Origin of the sequence: Streptosporangium sp. NPDC051023 (assembly GCF_040689595.1) — a bacterium.
GTDB lineage: Bacteria > Actinomycetota > Actinomycetes > Streptosporangiales > Streptosporangiaceae > Streptosporangium.
This window is the reverse complement of the sequence record NZ_JBFBCE010000026.1, coordinates 72,741-91,856: the sequence shown is the minus strand read 5'-3', so window position 1 is coordinate 91,856 and position 19,116 is coordinate 72,741. Positions and strand designations below refer to the sequence as shown.

Here is a 19,116-nt window from a genome sequence, read left to right as displayed (position 1 = left end):
TTCGACATGCCGAGCCCCGTTGAGGCGGTCAGGTCGGGGTGTCAGGATCCGTCGATGCGAACGTCGACCACCTGTCCGGTCAGATCGGAGATGAGCACGTCCAGTGAGGTCTGGGCGACGGCACGCGGCGACAGGAGGGTGTGCGCGGGTTCCTCCCCGAAGGCGCGGGAGCGCATCGGGGTGCTGGTCCGCTCGGGGTTGACGCAGTTGACCCGCACGCCGTACTCGGCCCACTCGTCGGCGAGCGCCTGGGTCAGGTTGACCACGGCGGCCTTCGTCGAGGAGTAGAGGCTGTAGTCGGCACGTCCCCTGGTGTAGGAGGAGGAGGTGTAGAGCAGCAGATGGCCCCGGGTCTCGCGGAGGTGACGGATGGCGGCTCTGGCGACGTTGACCGGGCCGAGGTAGTTCACGCCCACGGTCTCGGTGACCGTCGCGTCGTCGACCTCGCCGAGCTTGCCCATGTGCAGCACCCCGGCCGTGTTGACCACGTAGTCGATCCTGCCGGTCTCCTTGGCGGCGTGGGCGAGGGCGTCCTCGACGGCCTGGGGGTCCTCGACGCGCACTCCGTTCAGCGACCTGGAGAAGGAGAACACCTCGGCGCCGTGGCGCTCCGCCAGGTCGACCACGTCGGCGCCGATGCCGTAGCTGCCGCCGAAGACCACCACGGTCCTGCCCTGGAGCGCCTGCCGGTAGGCGAACGGGGGGTGCTCGGGGGCGGTGCCCGCGGCGAGCTGGAAGAGCTTGTCGGCGATGAACACGTCGACCGGGTGGGTGACCTTCATGTTGTGCTCGCTGCCGGGCACGATGTAGATCGGCACGTCGGGCAGGTAGCGCAGCACCACGCCGCAGTCGTCGGTCGGCGGCTGCCGGTCGAAGTCGGGGTCGGCGAACGCCCGCTCGTAAGCCTCGCGGATCACCGAAAGGCGGAAGCACTGCGGGGTCTGGCCGCGCCGCAGCCTCGACCGCTCGGGGATGTCGCGGATGATCTCCCCGCGCGGCCCGGGGGCGGCGACCACGATCGTGTCGGAGCTCGGGATCGCCACGTCGACGGCCGAGTAGACCTTCAGGGCCTCGACGCACTCGGCGATGATCCGCGGCTCGACCAGCGGCCGTACAGCGTCGTGCAGGAGCACGTCGCACTCCTGCGGGCCCAGGGCCTTCAGCGCCCGCCAGGTGGTCTCGGTACGGCTGGCGCCGCCCTCCAGGATCTTGCCGACCTTCCTGAAGCCGTTGCGGGCGACGACCTGCTCCACGTCCTCGGTGAAGCCCGGCGTCATCAACACCACGATCTCGTCGATCTCGGGCGCGTTGTCGAACACGGCCAGCGTGTGCTCCAGGATCGTCCTACCGGCGATCTTGATGAGCTGCTTGGGGGTGTTGAGGCCGACCCGCTGGCCGACCCCACCGGCGAGGACGACCCCGACGGTGCGGAGACGTGGTTCAAGAGCGGCCAAGGTCAGCTTCCTTCAACGGTCTGGATACGGCGAGCGTAATGGTTGAGTACCCGATCCCGGGTCGCGGTCCCGTGCTATGCAGTCAAGATCTCGCTACGCTAAGTGCGCACTCCCCGATTCGTACGGTGACGCCGTCGGATACGAAGGAGCCCGAATTGCAGGATTCCGATGCCTCCATCCCCTCTGATGCCTCTGTGCCGCCCGGTGACCCCGTGTCATTCGGCGCCCCCGTGCCGTCCGCCGTCTCGCGGACGGTCGCCGTCGTGCTCGCCACCACGGAGACGGCGGGTCTGCGCCACGCGGACGGCACACTGCTCGACCGCCTGACCGGCCAGCTCGCCACCCTCTCGGTCGGTGACGTGCACGTGATCGCCCGCTCCAGCGACGTCATCCACGCACCCGGCGGCGCCTACATGATCGGTTCCGAGGGGTCGGGAGACCTCGCGGACGACCTGCGCAGGGTCGCCGGGGTCGCTCGCACGGCCACCGGCCCCGTGGCCGTGGTCGCGGGCGACCTGGTGGCCCACACCGAGGCCCTGGCACTCCTGCTGGAGCGCTCGGACCGCGGGACGGGCGCCCTGGTGGTCAAGGGAGGTGCGGATCCGGGGCCGCTGCGCCCGCCGGTCAGGATCGACAGGGGTCTGCTGGTCGCGGCGGGGACCTCCTTCCACGACGTCGCGGAGCCGAACGGCACCTTCAGGGGCGGCCTCCAGGTGGGCGTCGACGACCTGCTGACCCTGGCGGCGACCGCGGAGACGCTGGCGGACCTGGCGGAGGTCGGAAGGTTCGGCTCAATGGACGGCGCGGAGGCGGGTGAGCTGCTTGTCGCGGGGCTGCTCCGCTCCGGAGTCACGGTGCGGGCGGTCAAGCTCGGGCGGCTGCGCTGCGACCGGGTGGCGACGCAGGCGGACGCGGACGCGGCCGTGCTGGGCCTCGGCGAGGTCGACGAGGCCCGTGCCCGGCTGGACGCGACGGTCAAGACCGACGACGGCTTCTTCGCCACCTACTTCGTGAGCTCCTGGTCCAAGTACGTGGTCAGGCTGGCAGCCGCGCTCGGTCTGACGCCGAACGCGGTCACCGGGATCTCCGTCGGCCTGGCCGCGCTCGCCGCCCTCTGGTTCTCCGCGGGCACCCGTCCCGCGCAGATCGCCGGGGCCGTCCTGCTGTACCTGTCGTTCGTGCTCGACTGCGTCGACGGCCAGCTGGCCCGCTACACCCGTGCGTTCTCCCCGCTCGGCGCGTGGCTGGACGCCACCTTCGACCGGGTCAAGGAGTACATCGTCTACGTGGGGCTCGCCTTCGGCTATGCGGCGGGCCTCGACGAATCGGGCGGCGGACCGGACGGCATCTGGGCGCTCGCCGTCGCCGCGATGATCCTGCAGGTGCTCCGCCACATGATCGACTTCTCGTACGCGGGGGCTCGCGCGGACGCGGAGCGGGCCGGTCAGGCCTGGGCCGGGGTCGCGGGCTCGCTGACCGCGCGGGGCGACGTGGCCACGCGTCCCGCGCGGCGGGCCGTACCCGCGGAGGGGGACAGGAGGCGTGGACGTGATCCGTACGGCCCCCCGGCCGTCTCGGCGGACCCCGCGGTGCCGGAGGGGGACGACGGCGGCCCTGGCGTGCCGTACGGCCCGCAGGAGACCGCTGCCGGGGCGGGCGCGCGGGCGGGGAAGGGCAACTGGGTCATCCGGCTGTCGCGCCGCCTGGAGCAGGACTCCTTCACCCGCTGGCTCAAGAAGATCATCGTGCTTCCCATCGGGGAGCGGATGGCGCTGATCGCGGTGACCGCGGCGCTCTTCAACGCGCGGGTGACCTTCGTCGCGTTGCTGACCTGGGGCTGCGTCGCCGCCCTTTACACGCTCTCCGGCAGGATCGCCAGATCGATCGGCCGATGACCACGACGGACGGCGCGGAGCGGGTGCTCCGCAAGGCGAGTGACGAGTGAGGAGAGGGGCGCGACCATGGTCACCGTCCACATGACACCGGTGCCGCGCGGCAACGTGATCGCCTACCGGGACGACGGGGTGCTGTCTCGCGCGATGGGCGCGCTGGTCGTGGGACAACTCCCGCCGCTGCCGCCCGTGCTGGTCGGGACGTTCGTGACCGGCGTGCTGCTGATGGTCGGGGTCGCGGGCACGGATGGCCTCGCGGTCTTCGCCCCCGCGGTCGCGCTGCTGCTCGCCGGTCCCGGCAGCTCCCATCCGCACGACGGCAGGCTCGACTGGCTGGTGCCGCCGATCCTGCGCCTGACCGAGTACGGGTTCGTGGCCTCCGTCGGGTTCGCCCACGACGTGCCGCCCTGGCTGATCATCACCCTGCTCGGCGCCATGGCCTTCCACCACTACGACCTCGTCTACCGTCTGCGCCAGCGCGTCTACCCGCCGCCGTGGCTGTCGACTTTCGGGCTCGGCTGGGACGGCCGGATGCTGCTGATCGCGCTGGGCGGTCTCGCCGGGCAGGTCACGTTGGTCTTTGCCCTGCTCTCGCTGTATCTGTGGGGGCTTTTTGGGTGGGAAAGCGTTACCTGCTGGCTGGCCGTGCCGCGTTCGGGGGTGGACGCGGTGGATCTGGAGGCACACGATTAAGAACGCCTGGCAAACCTCCGATTACACGATCAGGGCCTGAAGGCAACTAACCTTTGGGGCCAGGAGTGCCCGTCGAGGGGCTCACTCGGATGAGGAGTGCACGTTGCTGGGAATGGTGCTGGCCGCCGGGGCCGGACGACGCCTGCGGCCGTACACGGACACGCTGCCCAAGGCGCTCGTGCCGGTTGACGGTGACACCACGATCATGGACATCTCACTGCGGAACCTCGCGGCGGCCGACCTCCGTGACGTCGTGGTCATCGTCGGTTACCAGGCGCAGGCCGTACACGAGCGGAAGGCCGAGCTGGAGCGGCGGCACGGTGTGAAGCTCACCCTCGTGCACAACGACAAGGCCGAGGAGTGGAACAACGCCTACTCCCTGTGGTGCGCGCGCGACTACTTCGACCAGGGCGTGCTCCTGGTCAACGGTGACACCGTGCACCCGGTCTCCGTGGAGCACACGCTGCTGTCCGCCCCCGTGACCAGCGACATCCTGCTCGCGGTCGACGACGTCAAGAAGCTCGCCGACGAGGAGATGAAGGTCACCCTCGACGGCGAGAACCACCTGAAGCTGATCACCAAGCTGATGGACCCGGCCGACGCCGCCGGCGAGTACATCGGCGCGACGCTGATCCGCCCCGGCATCGGCGAACGCCTCGCCGACGCCCTCCAGGCCACCTTCGAGCGCGACCCGCAGCTCTACTACGAGGACGGTTACCAGGAGCTGGTCGCCCGCGGCGAGAAGATCGCGGTCGCCCCCATCGGTGAGGTCTCGTGGGTCGAGGTCGACAACCACGACGACCTCGCGAAGGCGCGGGAGATCGCGTGCCGATACTAGCCAGGATGCTGCCCGCCCCGCTGACCATGGAGGTACGGCGGGGCGCGGTCGCCCAGCTCGGCACGCTGCTCGCCGACAGCAGGGTGGCGACCTCGGGCCGGGTCGCGGTGGCGGTGGGCGCGGGGCAGGGCGACAGGATCGCCTCGGTGATCGCCCCCTCGCTCGACGAGGCGCAGGTCTTCCGCGTCTCGGACGGCTCGGTCGACGCGGCGGTCTCGCTCGGCGCCGACCTGCGCAAGGGCGCCTACGAGGCGCTCGTCGGCATCGGCGGGGGCAAGACCATCGACGCGACCAAGTACGCCGCGTCGCTCGCCGGGATCCCGATGGTCGCGGTGGCCACCAACCTGTCGCACGACGGCATCTGCTCGCCGGTCGCGTCGCTGACGCACGACGGGGGCAAGGGCTCTTTCGGCGTGCCCATGCCGCTGGCCATTGTGGTCGACCTCGACTTCGTCCACGACGCGCCCGCCTCGCTGGTTCGCTCCGGGGTCGGCGACGTGGTGAGCAACCTGTCGGCGATCGAGGACTGGCAGCTCGGCAACGCCGAGCGGGGCGAGCCGATCGACGGCCTGGCCTGTGCGATGGCCCGCACCGCGGCGGAAGCGGTGATCGGCAGGACCGACTCGATCGAGTCGGACGCCTTCCTGACCGTGCTGGCCGAGGCGCTCATCCTCTCCGGGATGTCGATGGTCATCGCCGGGTCTTCCCGTCCTTCCAGCGGCGGAGATCATGAGATCCTGCATGCCGTGGATCAGCTTTTTCCCGGCACCTCCAATCACGGCGAGCTCGCCGGGATCGGTGCCGCGTTCTGTTTTTTCCTCCGCGAGGACTCGCGGAGGCTGGCCCAGGTCGTCGACTGCCTGCGCGGGCACGAGCTGCCGGTCACCCCGGCGGACGCGGGGCTGACCGAGGAGCAGTTCACCGAGGCGGTCGTGCTGGCGCCCTCGACCCGTCCGGGGCGTTACACGATCCTGGAGCACCTGCGCCTGTCTGAGCCGGAGATTCGTCATCGGGTGGGGGATTATGTCCGGGCCGTCGGTCGCTGAGTTCCGCGCGGTCGCCCAGCCGCAGTCGACCATGGGCCGTAACAGCGGTGAGCACTGGGCGGGCTCGCTGTACATGCGCAAGCTGTCGATCTACGTCACCTGGTTCCTCGCCAAGACGCCGATCACGCCCAACCAGACCACCTGGCTGATGATCCTGTCCGGGCTGCTGGCGGGCGTGGTCCTCACGCTGCCCGGGCTCGCCGCGGCCGTCGGCGCCGCCCTGCTGATCCAGCTCTACCTGCTGCTCGACTGCTCGGACGGCGAGCTGGCCCGGTGGACCGGGCGCACCTCGATCACCGGCGTCTACCTCGACCGGGTCGGCCACTACTTCGCCGAGGCCGCCCTGCTCATCGGGCTGGGCTTCAGGGCGTCGGAGGTCCTGCCCGACTGGTACACCGTGCTCGGCTTCGCCGCCGCGCTCGGCGCCATCCTGATCAAGGCGGAGACCGACCTGGTCGACGTGGCCCGCGCCAGGTCGGGCCTGGTCGCGGCGACCGAGAGCTCGGCGGAGCAGTTCCAGTCGCGAGGTCTGGGCCTGGCCCGCAAGGCCGCGGCGGCGCTGAAGTTCCACCGGCTCGTCCAGGCCGTCGAGCTGTCCCTCATCGTGGTGCTCGCTGCGCTGTGGGACGCCCTCAGCGGAGGTCTGGCCGCGACGAGGGTGCTCATGGTCGCCTGTGTCGTGGTCGCGGTGCTGCAGACGGCCCTGCACCTGGTGAGCATCCTGGCCTCCAGGCGGCTTTCGTGAGGAACCGGATGGCGTTCGGATGCGTCGTAGATGCGAACACCGCACTGTTTGGTGGGTGTTTGCCTGCGGTTCCGATACGCTTATTTCCCGGTAAATCAGAAAGTTGTACTGAAGCCAGAATTGCCCTACCCAGCAGACTCGGTGATCATGAAAGTATGCTCCGCACGTGCTCTCGACGCGTCAAGGCGATGACCCGTTGAAGATCTCGTGCGTCATCCTCACCATGGGAAACCGGGTTCCCGAGCTGGCCCGGGCCGTCGAGTCCGCCCTCAACCAGACCGAGGGCGACGTCGAGGTCGTCATCGTCGGCAACGGCGCGGACGTCCCCGAGCTGCCCATCAGCGTCCCCGCGGGCTCGGCCGCCTCGATCAAGACCGTCAGGCTAAGCCACAACACCGGCATCCCGGCGGGCCGCAACCGCGGTGTCGAGGAGTGCTCCGGCGACGTGGTCCTCTTCCTGGACGACGACGGCTGGTACGGCGCGACGAACCTCGTCTCCCACCTGCGTGAGCGCTTCTCGACCGAGCACGACCTCGCGGTCGTCTCGTTCCGGGTGATGGACCCGGAGGGCGGTGTCGGCCAGCGCCGCCACGTCCCACGCCTGCGCGCGGGCGACCCTGAGCGGTCCTCACCGGTCACCACCTTCCTCGGCGGTGCCTGCGCCATCCGCCGCTCCGCCTTCCTCCAGGTCGGCGGTCTCCCCGAGCGTTTCTTCTACGCCCACGAGGAGACCGACCTGGCCTGGCGGCTGCTCGGTGAGGGGTACCGCATCGAGTACGACGCGCAGACGGTCATGTACCACCCGCAGGTCCCGCCGACCCGTCACGCGGACTTCTACCGCCTCAACGCCCGCAACCGCGTCTGGCTGGCTCGGCGCAACCTCCCGTGGCCCCTGGCCACGCTCTACCTCCTCAACTGGATCGCTCTCACCCTGTTGCGAGAGCGCTCCCGGCCCGCGCTGCGCGCCTGGTTCACGGGCTTCACCGAGGGCCTGCGGGAGCCTGCGGGAGAGCGCCGCCCGATGGGCTGGAAGACCGCCTGGCGGATGCTCCGCCTCGGCCGCCCGCCGATCGTCTGACACCCGCTACAGGGCCGGGCGAGGGTTCCGCGGACGGGCCCGCGAAGGGTTTGAGCGCGGGACCCGGCTTCCTGGGCGGTCCGGAGGCCGCCGCCGGACGCCGCTCCAGGGCATTCTTCGTCGCCTCGTGACTCGTCAGCGGGCCGCGGCCGCGTAGCGGTCGGCGAGGGTGCGCAGGAGGGCGCGGAGCTCGGGGGGATCGATGACGGCGACCGCGACGGCCTCCTCGTCGTCGAGGAGCAGCGGCGGCAGGGCTCCGCCCGCGCCGAGCCGGTAGCCGCCCGCGGTCCCGGTGGTCGAGTGGACCTGGTAGCCGAGGAGGCGAAGCCGTTCGATGTCGTTGCGGACGGTTCTGGTGGTCACCGAGAGCCGGTCGGCCAGCTCGGCGCCCGACCAGCCGGGCCGTGCCTGCAGCAACGACAGCAGGCGGAGCAGCCGAACCGAGGTCTCCAGCATCTTCTCAGTCTGCCACGCATTGAGGAACCGTACATTCCACAAGGGCTCCTACCGTGTACGGCATGAGGTGCGGGTGCGGAGAGCGCTCGCGGTGACGGCGGGCGTTCGCGGTGATGGCGGGCGTTCGCGATGACGAAGGGAACGCGGATGTTGCGAGGACTCACCACCGTCAGCTTCTGGGCGGACGACGTTGAGGCGGCGAAGCAGTGGTATGCCGAGTTGCTGGGGACCGAGGCGTACTTCAACCGGCCGGGGCCCGACGGGCGGACGGTGTACGCCGAGTTCCGGCTCGGTGACTACCAGCACGAGCTTGGCCTGATCGACAGCCGCTACGCGCCCGGCGGTCCTGAGGACAGGCAGGGCGGCGCCATCGTGTACTGGCACGTCGACGACGTGACGGCGGCCTTCGACAGGCTGCTGGCCCTGGGGGCGAAGGAGTACGAGGCTCCCCAGGAACGGGGCGAGGGGTTCGTCACCGCCGCCGTGACCGACCCGTTCGGGAACATCCTGGGCGTCATGTACAACCGGCACTACCTGGAGGTCCTGGACTCGGTGGGGAAGGCCTGACCCCTGCCGCCCAGGGCCGTCGTCCACGAGCTGGAGCCCGGCCCGTGGACGATGTGCCGGTGGAGGGCGCGAGGAGCACGCTCACGCCGTCAACAGGGGCGCGAGTCGTTCCAGATGGTCGACCGCGGAGGGCAGATCGGCCGCCAGGGGGTGCACGAGCACGTGGTCGGCGCCCGCGTCCAGGTGGGCGCGGATCCGCGCGGCGACGGCCTTCTCGTCCCCCCAGGCCAGGGTGGCGTCGATGAGCCGGTCGCTGCGCTCGTCGGCGAGGTCGTCGTCCCCGTAACCGAGGCGCCGGTAGTTCCTGGTGTACGGCGTCTCGACGTTGCGGTAGACGGGGGGCAGGATGGCGCGGGCCTGGCCTCTGGCGCGCGCCGCGTCGGTTTCGAGCGCGACCATCTGGTGCGGGATCAGCAGCTTGTCCGGGCCCAGCGCCGCCCGCGCGCTCTCCGTGTGCTCGACCGGCTGGAGGAAGGGGTGCACGCCGTCGGTGCGGTCGCCTGCCAGCCGGTGCGCCCTGGGGCCGAGGGCGGCGAGGACGCGGGGGTAACGGATCTCGAACGGCCAGCGCGCCGCGGCGGCGTCCATCGCGTCCAGATACTCCCGGAGCCGGTTCAGCGGGCGGTCGCCGGTGTGCCCGCCGAGCCCGAGAACGAACCGCCCGGGATAGGCCTCCGCGAGGGTGGCGGCACCGCCGTGCATGGCCACCGGGTCGCGCATCTGGATGTTGACGATCCCCGTGCCGACGACGATCCGGTCGGTCGAGGCCAGCATCACGCCGTGTTGCGTGAACGCCTCGCGGCCGGAGGCCGGGGAGTTCGCCGGGACCTCACCGCTCCACAGCGAGCCGTATCCCAGCCGCTCGATGCGGCCGAACTGCTCGCGCTGCACGTTGACGGGGGTCGCCAGCAGGGTCGCGGGGGCTATCCACACGCCGAACCGTCCCAGCCGCCGCCGGATCTCTTCCACGCTCATGGCCGCACACCTCCTGCTGTATGGAGCATCCGCTATACGGAACATGGCTCCGCTTGGCATGTGTCACGATACGGAGCATGGCTCCGCTTGACGTGTGTCACGATACGGAGCATGGCTCCGTTTCGCAACCCGCGGAGGTTCCGCGCCCGAACGCGCGACGGCGGCGGCCATCCGCCCGGATGGCCGCCGCCGTCGCGTTGTTCTGTGTTGTTCTGTTCGCGAGATCCGGCTGTCCGCCTACAGGATCCGGTTGAACGTGTCCGGGTCGGGGCCGACCCGCTCGTCGCGGTTGAGCCGCGTGATCTCGTCGATCTCCTCCTCGGTGAGCTCGAAACCGAACAGGTCGAAGTTCTCCTCCATGCGGCTGCGCCTGACCGACTTCGGGAAGACGATGTCACCGCGCTGGAGGTGCCAGCGCAGCGTCACCTGGGCGGGCGTCCTGCCGTGCCGTCCGGCGATCCGCGTGATCGTCGGGTCGTCGAGCACCTTGCCCTGCGCGATCGGCGACCATGCCTCGGTGGCGATGCCGTGCTCGGCGTCGAAGGCTCTGAGCTCGTCCTGGGTCAGGTACGGGTGTGCCTCGATCTGGTTGACGGCGGGCACGGTGTCGGTCTCCTCGAGCAGCCGCCGCAGGTGGTGCGGATGGAAGTTGGAGACGCCGACCGCCTTGGCGCGTCCCGAGCGGTAGATCTCCTCCATCGCCTTCCAGGTCTCCACGAAGTCGCCGACGTCGGGCAGCGGCCAGTGGATGAGGAAGAGGTCCAGGTAGTCGAACTCCAGGTCCTCCAGTGACTGGTTGAACGCCTTCAGCGCGTCGTCGGGGGCGTGGAAGCCGTTGTTCAGCTTGCTCGTGACGAACACGTCGCCCCGGTCGAGGCCGGACGCCCTGACCGCCTCGCCGACCTGTTTCTCGTTGCCGTACATCTCGGCGGTGTCGATGTGCCGGAAACCGACCTCGAACGCGGTGAGGACCGCCTCCTTCGTGTCGTCCGGCTTGATCTGGAAGGTCCCGAAGCCCAGCTGCGGGATTTCGACACCGTTGTTCAACCTGATGGTGGGTACCGAGGTCATTCGATTTCCCCCTGATGTCTGGTGTGTTGAGCTCCAAGCATGCCGGTACCCGGGTTCGTGCCGTTTAACAGGTGAGGCGGTGTGCACCGCGACACTCCTGACCAGGGCGGACGGGGTGGGGCGTCGGTGGCCGAGCGGGGGCCGGACGATGGCGGACAGTGGGCGGGCGGGGTCTCAGGGGGTGCCGAGGGCCAGGACGGCGTCCGCCTTGGCGCTCCAGCGCCCGTCGCTCCGGGTGATCCGGACGGGGTGGTCGAAGCACGCGCTGATCCGGCCGGTGGTCAGGACGTCGGCGACCGGGCCCGAGGCCAGGCATCGTCCCCGGCGCAGCAGCATCGCGTGCGTGGTGCTCGCGGGAAGCTCCTCCAGGTGGTGGGTGACCAGGACCGTGGCCAGCGAGGGATGCTCATGTCTGAGAATGTCGATGCTGCTGAGAAGCTGCTCGCGGGCGGCCAGGTCCAGGCCCGTCGCCGGCTCGTCGAACAGCAGCAGCCGGGGCCGGGGCATGAGCGCCCTGGCGATCAGGGCCCGGCCGCGTTCGCCCTGCGACAGGGTGGGCCAGCGCGCGTCGCTCCTGGCGCCCATGCCGAGCACCTCGATCAGGTGGTCGGCGCGCTCGGCCTCCTCCGCCGTCGGCGCCCAGCGCGGCACGAGCGCGATCGTGTTCGTCAGGCCGGTCAGGACGACCTCTCTGACCCGCAACGGCGCATCGGGGGAGTGACGCGGGTCGACGTGGCCCAGGTAGGAACGCAGCTCCCGCATGTCGACCCGGCCCAGCCTGCGCCCGAGCACCTCGACGACGCCGCGCGTCGGATGGGTGAGCGCGCCCAGCAGGTTGAGCAGGGTGGTCTTCCCCGCGCCGTTCGCGCCGAGCAGCGCCCAGTGCTCACCCATGTGCACCGTCAGGGAGATCGATCGCAACAGGTGGACGCCGTCACGGACGACGTCGACGTCGTCGGCCCGCAGCACGGGACCGGTGTCCGAGGGGCGAGAGAGGATCATCGCTCCGCCGCCTCCGACCGCTCCTGGCTCGCCGTCTTGGCCCGGATGAACGCCATGGTGTTCTCCAGGTTGTCGACCGTGGCGGTGATCGCGCCCTCGACGTCGCCGCGGGCCAGCGCCTCCAGCACGTCGGCATGGGCGCACGAGACATCGGGCAGGTCGGGCTCGTGCGCGACCATCTCGATCAGCGCCTCGCGCAGCACGGGGCGCACCACGGTGAACAGCCCGACCAGGACGGCGTTGCCGGACAGCTCGACGATCGCGCGGTGGAACTCGAGGTCGGCGTCGACGAAGGCGGACGGCTCGCCGTCGATCCGCTCCTGACGATCGTGCAGCCTCGCCCGCAGCCGCTCGACGTCCTCGGGACGGATGCGCTGCGCGGCCAGCCTGGCGGCCTCGACCTCGAGCGCCCTGCGCACCTCGTACGCCTCAAGCAGCCGGGCCCGGCGCAGGAGCCTGCGCACGTCGGGCGCCTCCTCGTCGTCGGGGGGCAGGTCGGTGACGAAGGTGCCGGAGCCGTGCCGTACGTCCACCAGGCCGTCGCGGGCCAGCAGGCGGATGGCCTCCCGCACCGAGGACCGGCCGACGCCCAGCTCCTCGGCGAGCCGTACCTCGCTCGGCAGCCGTTCACCGGCCTTCCAGCGCCTGTCCCTGAGCAGCTCACGCAGGAGGTTCTCCAGCTGCGGCACGACAGGCCCGTGCCGCAGTCCGGACGGCTCGGCCATCTCTCACCCCACCATCGCTTCCGGGCATCGCGGAACGACACCTTCGACACCAGGGACGATAGCAGGTCCTCAGACCTCTGAGGACTTGTCGTGACCCGTCGCCGGACCGGATCGCCCGCGTCGTCGTCCGTTTCGCCGATGTCACCGGCCGATCTCTTTCCGCTCCTCGGCGGAAGCGGCCGGGGACATGTCGCTAGAGTTCGGGTTCCGGCCCTTATCCGAACGGGTCTCGGGGCCGGATCCGAACATGGCTCCATCGGCGTCGTACGGCGCCGCGAAAGGTTCCGGCGTGGACGTCTACACCCTCGGCGAGGCCTTCGCCGTTGTCACCAGCGGCCGGATTCGCCACGAGCACGAGGCCAGGCTGGACGTCGCGGGGGCCGAGTTCACCGTCGCGGTCGGGCTGGCCAGGCTCGGGCACCGGGTGGCCTGGCTGGGCAAGGTCGGCGGCGACGAACTCGGCGCGCGGATCCTCACCGCGCTGCGCGGTGAGGGCGTCGACGTCACGGACTCCCGGGTCGAGGACGGGACCGCGACCGGGATGGTGCTGCGGGAGACCAGACTGGGCCAGGCGGCGCGGGTCACCTACTACCGCAACGGCGCCAGGCTCGCGCAGGGGAACGTTCCCGTCGACCGGATCGCGACCGCCCGCATCCTGCACATCAGCGGGATCACCGCCGCCCTGAACGCGCGCGACGCCATGCACGCCGCCGTGCGGGCCGCGCAGAACGCGGGGGTCGTCGTCTCCGTGGCCGTCGACTACCGCGACCAGCTCTGGCCTGACCTGCGGGAGGCCGAGGAGATCCTCAGCACGCTGGCCTGCTCGGCCGACCTGCTGTTCGTACGGCAGAGCGAGCTGGACCTGGTCAAGCCCGCGCTCGGCGGCGGCAGACAGGTCGTCGTGCTCAGGGGAGTCAGGGGCGCGAGCGTCCGGGTCGACGGCGTCCGTCATGACGCCCCCGGTCTCGCCACGCCCGTCGTGGATCCCGGCGGCTCGCAAGACGCCTTCGTCGCGGGTTATCTCAGCGCCCTGCTGGAGCGGCTGCACCCGGCCGACCGGTTGCGCAGGGGCGCCCTGCTCGCGGCCTTCGCCGCCTCAAGCCCCAGCGACTGGCAGGGCCTGCCCACAAGGGCCGAGCTACCGCTGCTCGACCTCGACGGCTGAGAAGTGCTTCCCGGATCAGACGATGATCGTCGACCGGTTCGCCTCCCCATGCCGTCGGGACCGATTGTGGCTTGGGCGCGCCGGTGTCCGGACTGAGAAGAGGGAGCGAAGCGACCGAACGACGAGGAAAGACCCCGACTCGAAAGCGCCCAAGCCCATCGACGCCGCGGGCGTCGCCATCAACACAGCTCAGTGGAGCTCGCACAGTGTCGAGTCGACCAGGTCGAGCAACTGCGGGGTGACCTCGTTCGGGTGCCTGTTGACGGCCAGTGACACCTGGCGCCCGTCGTCGGTGGCCGCGGAGAGCGTACGGTAGCCGAGGAAGCCGCCGCCGTGGCCCCACCACGTCCCCCGGCAGTGCTTCAGCCGGGTGCCGTAGAGCCCGAGGCCCGACTGCGCCCCCGGCCACATGCGGGCGGGGTCGGCGGCCACGGTCGTGCGCATCTGGGCCAGCTCGGCCTTGCCGACGAGCTTGCCGCCGAGCAGGGCGGCGTAGAAGCGGGTGAGGTCGGCGGGTGTCGAGACCAGCGCGCCGCCCGCGCCGGTGAACGACATGTTCCACTCGGTGACGTCGTAGAGCTCGCCCTCTGAGGAGAAGTATCCCCTGGCGTGCCTGCCGGGGATCTTCGCGTTGTCGCCGGGCCAGATCGTGCCGCGCAGCCCGAGGGGCTTGATGATCCGCCGGGTGATCTCGTGACCGATGTCGTGACCGGTGACCTTCTCGACGATCATTCCGGCGAGGGCGTAGTTGGTGGTCGAGTAGTGCCACGGCCCGGACGGCTTGGGCATCCGCAGCGCGGCGGCCACCAGGTCGGCGGCCTCGAAGTGCTTGAACCTGTTCTTCTCCCCGTCCGCGAACTCCTTGGAGGTGGTGTAGTCGGCAAGCCCGCTGGTGTGCTGCAGGAGCTGCCTGACGGTGGTCGTGGTGTCGGGGAGCACGCCCGGCAGGTAGGAGTCGACCGTGCCGTCCAGGTCGATCTTCCCCTCACCGACGAGCTGGAGCACGACGACGGCGGTGAAGGTCTTGGTGGTGCTGCCGACCCTGAACCGCTCCTCGCCGCGCATTTTCCTTCCGGTCTTTTTGTCGGCGAGGCCGCTGCCCAGCGTCGTGCGCCCGCAGTCCGGCGAGGAGACCGTGATCGCGATCCCCGGAACGTCACCTGCTTTGACCAGTTTGTCCATCGCCTGCCGCAGCTTCGCCGTGTCGCATCTCGCGGCGCCGGTCCCGCCGGTCTTCCCGGCTGTGCTCCCGGCTGTGCTCCCGGCCGTGCTCCCGGCCGTGCTCCCGGTCGAGGCCTGGGCGAAGGAGGCCGGCAGAACGGCCAGTCCGAGTACGGCGGCGGCTGTCATCAGTGCTGTTCTCATGGCTCCTGATCGTCGCCGAGCGAGGGGTTCCGGCTCATCGGCCAAAGGAATACGGCCGCTCCTCCTGCAGCGCCTTCGGGAGACGCCCGTTTCCCGTCGCGGGGCGTCCTCCTCAAGGAGGAGACGCGGTGTCCCAAGCCCTCAAGAAGGAGGCGCGGCGTCCCGGGCTCGAACGACCGCTCCCGGCCGTGGTCGTCCGGGAGACGGACTACAGCTGCTTGGGTTCACCAAAGGTCATGGCGAGGCGGGAGACCGTGCTGCTCAGCAGGGCGTGTTTCGGCAGGCCCAGCTCGCTCAGCTCCTTGGCGATCGGATGATTGCCGAGGCGGATCAGCGCTCCGCCGGGACGGACGCGGAGGCCGCGAGGGGTCGTCGACCAAGGGATGCGGCGGGCGACGCCGTCCAGATGGCTGTAGGCCTCCGCGGGCACGAGGGCGCCCGCCGGGGGCACCGGCATACCGGGTCTGACGAGCAGGTCCAGCACGAGGCGGCCGTTCATGCGGACGACGCACCGCTTGTACGGGGTCGACAGGCGCAGGTCGATGTCGGCGATCTCCTTGGGGAAGCCCCAGATCGCGCGCCCCGCCTCCATGGTGAAGCTCCGGTCGACGGGGAGCCAGTGGACGAACGCTCCCGCCCCGGTCCTGTACAGCTCGGACAGGTTGGCGCGCAGGCTCCGCGCCCTGGGCGGTGGTCCCGCGTCAGGCGGTCTGGTCAGGAAGGCGACGACGAACTCCCGGTAGGCGTCCAGGTCGCCGTCGGCGTAGTCGGTGAACGCCAGCGTGCACAGGGCCCTCCCCGGCAGCACCTCGGCGACGTCCAGTCCCGAGTAGGCGATCACGGCCCGCGCCGCGTCCGCCCGAACCAGGTACGAGGCGCTGCATGCCGTGGCGTCGCGGATGCGCACCGGTGTGGAGATCTCACGTCCCTGGATCAGATGGCGTGCCATGCTTCCAGTACACCAATCTCCCTGCTGGACGTCACCGGTTTGCCGGCCCATTCCTCAAGGCGGCCGACGAACTCACCCGCGTGGTCGGGCCAGTGATAGTGGCACAGCGCCTCCTCGTAGCCGCGCTTGCCCATCGCGGAGGCCCCGCCGGGGTCGTCCCGCAGCCCGAGTACGGCCGCCAGCGCCGCGTCCACGTCCCCGAACGGCACGACGACGCCGCAGCCGACCCGGTCGATCATGGAGGCCGCCGCGGGCAGCGGCGTGGTGACCACGGGAAGCCCCCTGGCCATGTACTCGACGACCTTGGTCGGCATCGACTGCCGGTAGTTGGGCACGTCGTGCAGGAGGGAAAGGCCCGCGATCGCCCCCTCCGCCATCCGCAGCGCATGCTGGTTGGGCACGTAGCCGTACCAGTCGAGCACGCCCTCCCGTTGCGCCTCCCGCAGCAGCGGCCGGATCTCCTGGTCGGCGGCGCCGACCAGGTCGGTCCTGATCCCGTGTGGCAGCAGCCGCCTGGCCAGCTCGATCAGCTCGACGGCGCCCCTGGCCTTGGAGAGGTGGCCGACGTAGACCACCCGGTTCCCGCCGGACGGTGCGGGCGGGCGCTGCGGCACGTAGGTGGTGTTGAGCACCACGGGGTGGGACTTGGCGAACCGCTCCTGGTAGGCCTCCTCGGCCAGGATCAGGTGCAGGCGGCGCTCGGCGCGCGCCTCGATCCGGCGCACCAGCGACGGCAGCGTACGGCGCAGCACCTCGGGGAGGTACTCCTTGGCCTCCAGCGCGGCGGCCGTGTCCTCGTGCACGTCCCACACGGTGGCCGGGCGGCGCCTCGGCAGCCGGAACAGCAGCTCGATGTCATGGACGATCAGCAGGTCGGCGCCCTCGACCCCGCGCTTGAGGGCCTGCCGGGCCGCCTTCAGCGCGCGTCTGCGACGGCGCCCGACCGCGCGGGGAACGTCGATCGCCCGGATCCGGGGATCCGGGGTGACGTTGCAGTCGGTGAAGGGCGCGACATAGGTGATATCGTGCCCGGCATCGAGAAGCGACCGGATCTGCCGATGCATGATCCGGGCGTCTTCGGGGTGATGGACAATCGTCCCGACACATACCCGCATATGCCGATGCTGGGTGCCGGTTCCGTCCTCACCGGATGTGTTGAGTTAATTACCGGGGAACTGCGGCTGAACTCTCCCTGTCGGAGGGTCTGCGGTACAGCCAGACCAGGCGCGGCTCGAGCAGCCATTTGAAGAGCGTACGGGTCTGCGGCAGGCACAGGATGATCGCCAGCACGAGCGCGCTCGACGCGATCGCCAGCACACCGAGCGGGCCGTACAGCCAGGGGAGGCTCAGCCAGCCCTGGTCCTTGGCGATGAGCACGATGACGCCGTGCAGCAGGTAGGCGTAGAGCGTGCGGGTGCCGAGGTCGGAGAACCACGTCTCGCGCCTGGGCACGAGCGCGAGCAGCGCGACCGAGAGCACCAGTCCCGCGACCAGCATGCCCGCGCGCACGATCATGCCCATCCACCAGCTGATGTGCATGTACTTGAAGCTGTAGCGGTAGTAGACGGGGTCGAGGCCGATGCGGGGGGCGATGTAGACGGCCACGGCGATGGCGGCGACGACCACGACTCCGGCTGTGATCCTCACCCAGAGCGGCTTGAGCAGGTCGAGGTGCTCCGGCTTGAGCAGCAGGCCGCACACGTAGAACGGGAGCAGGCCGAAGAAACGGTCGAGGCTGAAGTCACCGGAGATCTCGGAGAAGCCCGCCGCCATGTACACGGTCACCGCCACCAGCAGCGGTTGCCGCATCCGGGTCCAGATGGGCGTGGAGATCCGCCAGAGCACCAGGGCGACCAGATACCAGTTCAGCCAGGCCGGGTCGATGATCGTCAGGGTCCACTTCTGGCCCAGCGCGTAGCGCAGCAGGGCGTAGCCGATCTCGACGAACGCGTAGGGGACCAGCATGGTGTCGACCAGCTTGTTGATCTTCGCGTTCGAGTTCCAGAAGTTACGGCCCAGGTAGCCGCTGATCAACACGAACGCCGGCATGTGGAACGTGTAGATGAACAGGTACGCCGACTTGGCCGAGTGCGCAGCCAGGGTCGGCACCAGCGAGTGGCCGGTGACGACCAGGGCGATCAGGACGAACTTCACGTTGTCGAGGTACGGCTCGCGCTTCTTCCTCGCGGGCGGAGCAGCGGCCTCCTCCTGGGCGCGCGGCTCCTGCTCCGGCTCCTGGAACCGGTGCAGGCCGGGGAGGCCGGGGCCGCGGGCGTGGCCGTCCGGATGGCCCTGCGGCCGGGTGTAGTCGTCCAGGCGCAGGGGAGCCGACTGCTGCTCGCGGTGCCATGGGGAGGCGGGGGCGGACGGCGGGCCGTGGTCCGCAGGGGAGGCGGTCACGGTGTCCCGGTCCTGGCCCGAGGTGTCCCAGTGCTCCCGGTTGGAGTTCTCCCAGTAGGAGAAGGGGCGTTCTGTGGTCGCCGGGATCTCCTGCGGGCGGGGGGCCTCCGGCGGAGCGCCCGAGGCCCACGCCTGAGCCCGCGCGGCGCCGGACTCCTGACTCCACGGGTCCGGCTGGGGAGCACGCGCGTCCGGGTACGGCAGGCCGGGGTCCTGGTTCCATGGGGCCGGGTGGGGAGCACGCGCGTCCGGGTACGGCCTGCCGGGCTTCTGGGCGGGCTCGGGATCCCGGTAGGCGGGATAGCCCCACGCGGTGATCTCACCGGCCTCCTCGTCGGAGTCCTTCCCCTTCCCGCCGCCGGGGACGGGATCGCCGGCATTCCCGCCGTTCCAGCCGTTCCCGTTGTCCCAGCCGCCCGCGCGGGTGCCCCAGCCGGTCGCGGGCTCCTGGCCGGTCGGCTCGGGCGCCGGCTCCGTCGGCCCCTGGGACGGCCACGCGTGCTCCGGCGGCGGGCCCTGAGGAGGCGTGGACGGCCGTGCGTGCTCCGGCGTCGGCCACGGAGTGGGTCTCCGCCCCTGTCCGTCGGCTGACCTGCCGGTTCCGGCGCCGGAGGCGCCGTCGTCCCCGGGGGTCGGTACCTGGGAAGGGAATCGGGTGTCACTCACGGGGAAAACGCTCAGCTATCTGTCGGAGA

General features: G+C 70.5%; 17 protein-coding genes and 1 pseudogene. 8 read left to right on the top strand and 10 right to left on the bottom strand.

All coding sequences use genetic code 11. From position 1 onward, the window contains the following. Window positions 1–41 precede the first annotated feature (41 nt). The gene (locus AB0395_RS19100) at window positions 42–1,454 is read right to left on the bottom strand and encodes a bifunctional cytidylyltransferase/SDR family oxidoreductase (RefSeq protein ID WP_366282214.1); all 1,413 of its coding nucleotides are present in this window, start codon (window positions 1,452–1,454) and stop codon (window positions 42–44) included. Window positions 1,455–1,609: 155 nt separating this feature from the next. Between AB0395_RS19100 and AB0395_RS19095 the strand changes: the two genes are divergently transcribed. The 6 genes from AB0395_RS19095 (at window position 1,610) to AB0395_RS19070 (ending at window position 7,746) form a co-directional block, all read left to right on the top strand. Beyond that, window positions 1,610–3,349, top strand: a complete 1,740-nt coding sequence (locus AB0395_RS19095; RefSeq protein ID WP_366282212.1) for a CDP-alcohol phosphatidyltransferase family protein — start codon at window positions 1,610–1,612, stop codon at window positions 3,347–3,349. A 39-nt stretch (window positions 3,350–3,388) separates the two neighbouring features. Beyond that, window positions 3,389–4,039, top strand: a complete 651-nt coding sequence (locus AB0395_RS19090; RefSeq protein ID WP_366282210.1) for a DUF5941 domain-containing protein — start codon at window positions 3,389–3,391, stop codon at window positions 4,037–4,039. A gap of 103 nt (window positions 4,040–4,142) precedes the next feature. Next, on the top strand, window positions 4,143–4,877 hold the full coding sequence (locus tag AB0395_RS19085; protein WP_366282208.1) for a phosphocholine cytidylyltransferase family protein: 735 nt from the start codon (window positions 4,143–4,145) through the stop codon (window positions 4,875–4,877). Between the two features lie 5 nt (window positions 4,878–4,882). Beyond that, window positions 4,883–5,923, top strand: coding sequence for an iron-containing alcohol dehydrogenase family protein (locus AB0395_RS19080; RefSeq protein WP_366282260.1), 1,041 nt, complete (start codon window positions 4,883–4,885; stop codon window positions 5,921–5,923). Continuing rightward, window positions 5,901–6,668 (top strand): CDP-alcohol phosphatidyltransferase family protein, encoded by a 768-nt coding sequence (locus tag AB0395_RS19075; protein ID WP_366282206.1) that lies wholly within the window; start codon window positions 5,901–5,903, stop codon window positions 6,666–6,668. The genes AB0395_RS19080 and AB0395_RS19075 overlap by 23 nt, the downstream gene beginning before the upstream one ends. Before the next feature lie 196 nt (window positions 6,669–6,864). Then, the gene (locus tag AB0395_RS19070; RefSeq protein ID WP_366282258.1) at window positions 6,865–7,746 is read left to right on the top strand and encodes a glycosyltransferase family 2 protein; all 882 of its coding nucleotides are present in this window, start codon (window positions 6,865–6,867) and stop codon (window positions 7,744–7,746) included. A gap of 204 nt (window positions 7,747–7,950) precedes the next feature. Here the strand turns inward: AB0395_RS19070 and AB0395_RS19065 are convergent. Continuing rightward, window positions 7,951–8,202, bottom strand: a pseudogene (locus tag AB0395_RS19065) (HTH domain-containing protein); the annotation flags it as partial. Between the two features lie 147 nt (window positions 8,203–8,349). Here AB0395_RS19065 and AB0395_RS19060 point away from each other — a divergent pair. Further along, window positions 8,350–8,769: a VOC family protein gene (locus tag AB0395_RS19060; protein ID WP_366282204.1), complete on the top strand. Its 420-nt coding sequence runs from the start codon at window positions 8,350–8,352 to the stop codon at window positions 8,767–8,769. An 81-nt stretch (window positions 8,770–8,850) separates the two neighbouring features. Here the strand turns inward: AB0395_RS19060 and AB0395_RS19055 are convergent, their stop codons facing one another. From AB0395_RS19055 to AB0395_RS19040, 4 genes are all read right to left on the bottom strand, one after another. Further along, complete coding sequence (locus AB0395_RS19055) at window positions 8,851–9,744, bottom strand: TIGR03620 family F420-dependent LLM class oxidoreductase (protein ID WP_366282202.1); 894 nt, start codon at window positions 9,742–9,744, stop codon at window positions 8,851–8,853. Window positions 9,745–9,981: 237 nt separating this feature from the next. Further along, a complete protein-coding gene (locus AB0395_RS19050; protein WP_366282201.1) occupies window positions 9,982–10,815 on the bottom strand; it encodes an aldo/keto reductase in 834 nt (277 codons plus the stop codon). Between the two features lie 174 nt (window positions 10,816–10,989). Beyond that, on the bottom strand, window positions 10,990–11,817 hold the full coding sequence (locus AB0395_RS19045; protein ID WP_366282199.1) for an ATP-binding cassette domain-containing protein: 828 nt from the start codon (window positions 11,815–11,817) through the stop codon (window positions 10,990–10,992). Further along, window positions 11,814–12,542 carry a FadR/GntR family transcriptional regulator gene (locus tag AB0395_RS19040; protein ID WP_366282198.1) on the bottom strand — a complete coding sequence of 243 codons (729 nt, stop codon included), beginning with the start codon at window positions 12,540–12,542 and terminating at the stop codon, window positions 11,814–11,816. Before AB0395_RS19040 ends, AB0395_RS19045 begins: the two co-directional genes overlap by 4 nt. A gap of 289 nt (window positions 12,543–12,831) precedes the next feature. Between AB0395_RS19040 and AB0395_RS19035 the strand changes: the two genes are divergently transcribed. Next, window positions 12,832–13,707: a sugar kinase gene (locus AB0395_RS19035; protein WP_366282196.1), complete on the top strand. Its 876-nt coding sequence runs from the start codon at window positions 12,832–12,834 to the stop codon at window positions 13,705–13,707. Between the two features lie 189 nt (window positions 13,708–13,896). Here the strand turns inward: AB0395_RS19035 and AB0395_RS19030 are convergent, their stop codons facing one another. The 4 genes from AB0395_RS19030 to AB0395_RS19015 form a co-directional block, all read right to left on the bottom strand. Then, window positions 13,897–15,072 (bottom strand): serine hydrolase domain-containing protein, encoded by a 1,176-nt coding sequence (locus AB0395_RS19030; protein ID WP_366282195.1) that lies wholly within the window; start codon window positions 15,070–15,072, stop codon window positions 13,897–13,899. Between the two features lie 208 nt (window positions 15,073–15,280). Further along, entirely contained in the window at window positions 15,281–16,021 is a 741-nt protein-coding gene (locus AB0395_RS19025; protein WP_366282193.1) for an acetoacetate decarboxylase family protein, read from the bottom strand. Then, the gene (locus AB0395_RS19020) at window positions 16,006–17,136 is read right to left on the bottom strand and encodes a glycosyltransferase family 4 protein (RefSeq protein WP_366282191.1); all 1,131 of its coding nucleotides are present in this window, start codon (window positions 17,134–17,136) and stop codon (window positions 16,006–16,008) included. Before AB0395_RS19020 ends, AB0395_RS19025 begins: the two co-directional genes overlap by 16 nt. A gap of 49 nt (window positions 17,137–17,185) precedes the next feature. Further along, complete coding sequence (locus AB0395_RS19015) at window positions 17,186–19,087, bottom strand: acyltransferase family protein (protein ID WP_366282190.1); 1,902 nt, start codon at window positions 19,085–19,087, stop codon at window positions 17,186–17,188. Window positions 19,088–19,116: the final 29 nt, after the last annotated feature.

Coding starts and splice junctions, on each gene's coding strand:
- AB0395_RS19025 (WP_366282193.1), bottom strand. CDS start 16,021: ATGGCACGCCATCTGATCCAGGGACGTGAGATCTCCACACCGGTGCGC.
- AB0395_RS19075 (WP_366282206.1), top strand. CDS start 5,901: ATGTCCGGGCCGTCGGTCGCTGAGTTCCGCGCGGTCGCCCAGCCGCAG.
- AB0395_RS19040 (WP_366282198.1), bottom strand. CDS start 12,542: ATGGCCGAGCCGTCCGGACTGCGGCACGGGCCTGTCGTGCCGCAGCTG.
- AB0395_RS19020 (WP_366282191.1), bottom strand. CDS start 17,136: ATGCGGGTATGTGTCGGGACGATTGTCCATCACCCCGAAGACGCCCGG.
- AB0395_RS19060 (WP_366282204.1), top strand. CDS start 8,350: ATGTTGCGAGGACTCACCACCGTCAGCTTCTGGGCGGACGACGTTGAG.
- AB0395_RS19050 (WP_366282201.1), bottom strand. CDS start 10,815: ATGACCTCGGTACCCACCATCAGGTTGAACAACGGTGTCGAAATCCCG.
- AB0395_RS19055 (WP_366282202.1), bottom strand. CDS start 9,744: ATGAGCGTGGAAGAGATCCGGCGGCGGCTGGGACGGTTCGGCGTGTGG.
- AB0395_RS19045 (WP_366282199.1), bottom strand. CDS start 11,817: ATGATCCTCTCTCGCCCCTCGGACACCGGTCCCGTGCTGCGGGCCGAC.
- AB0395_RS19030 (WP_366282195.1), bottom strand. CDS start 15,072: ATGAGAACAGCACTGATGACAGCCGCCGCCGTACTCGGACTGGCCGTT.
- AB0395_RS19080 (WP_366282260.1), top strand. CDS start 4,883: ATGCTGCCCGCCCCGCTGACCATGGAGGTACGGCGGGGCGCGGTCGCC.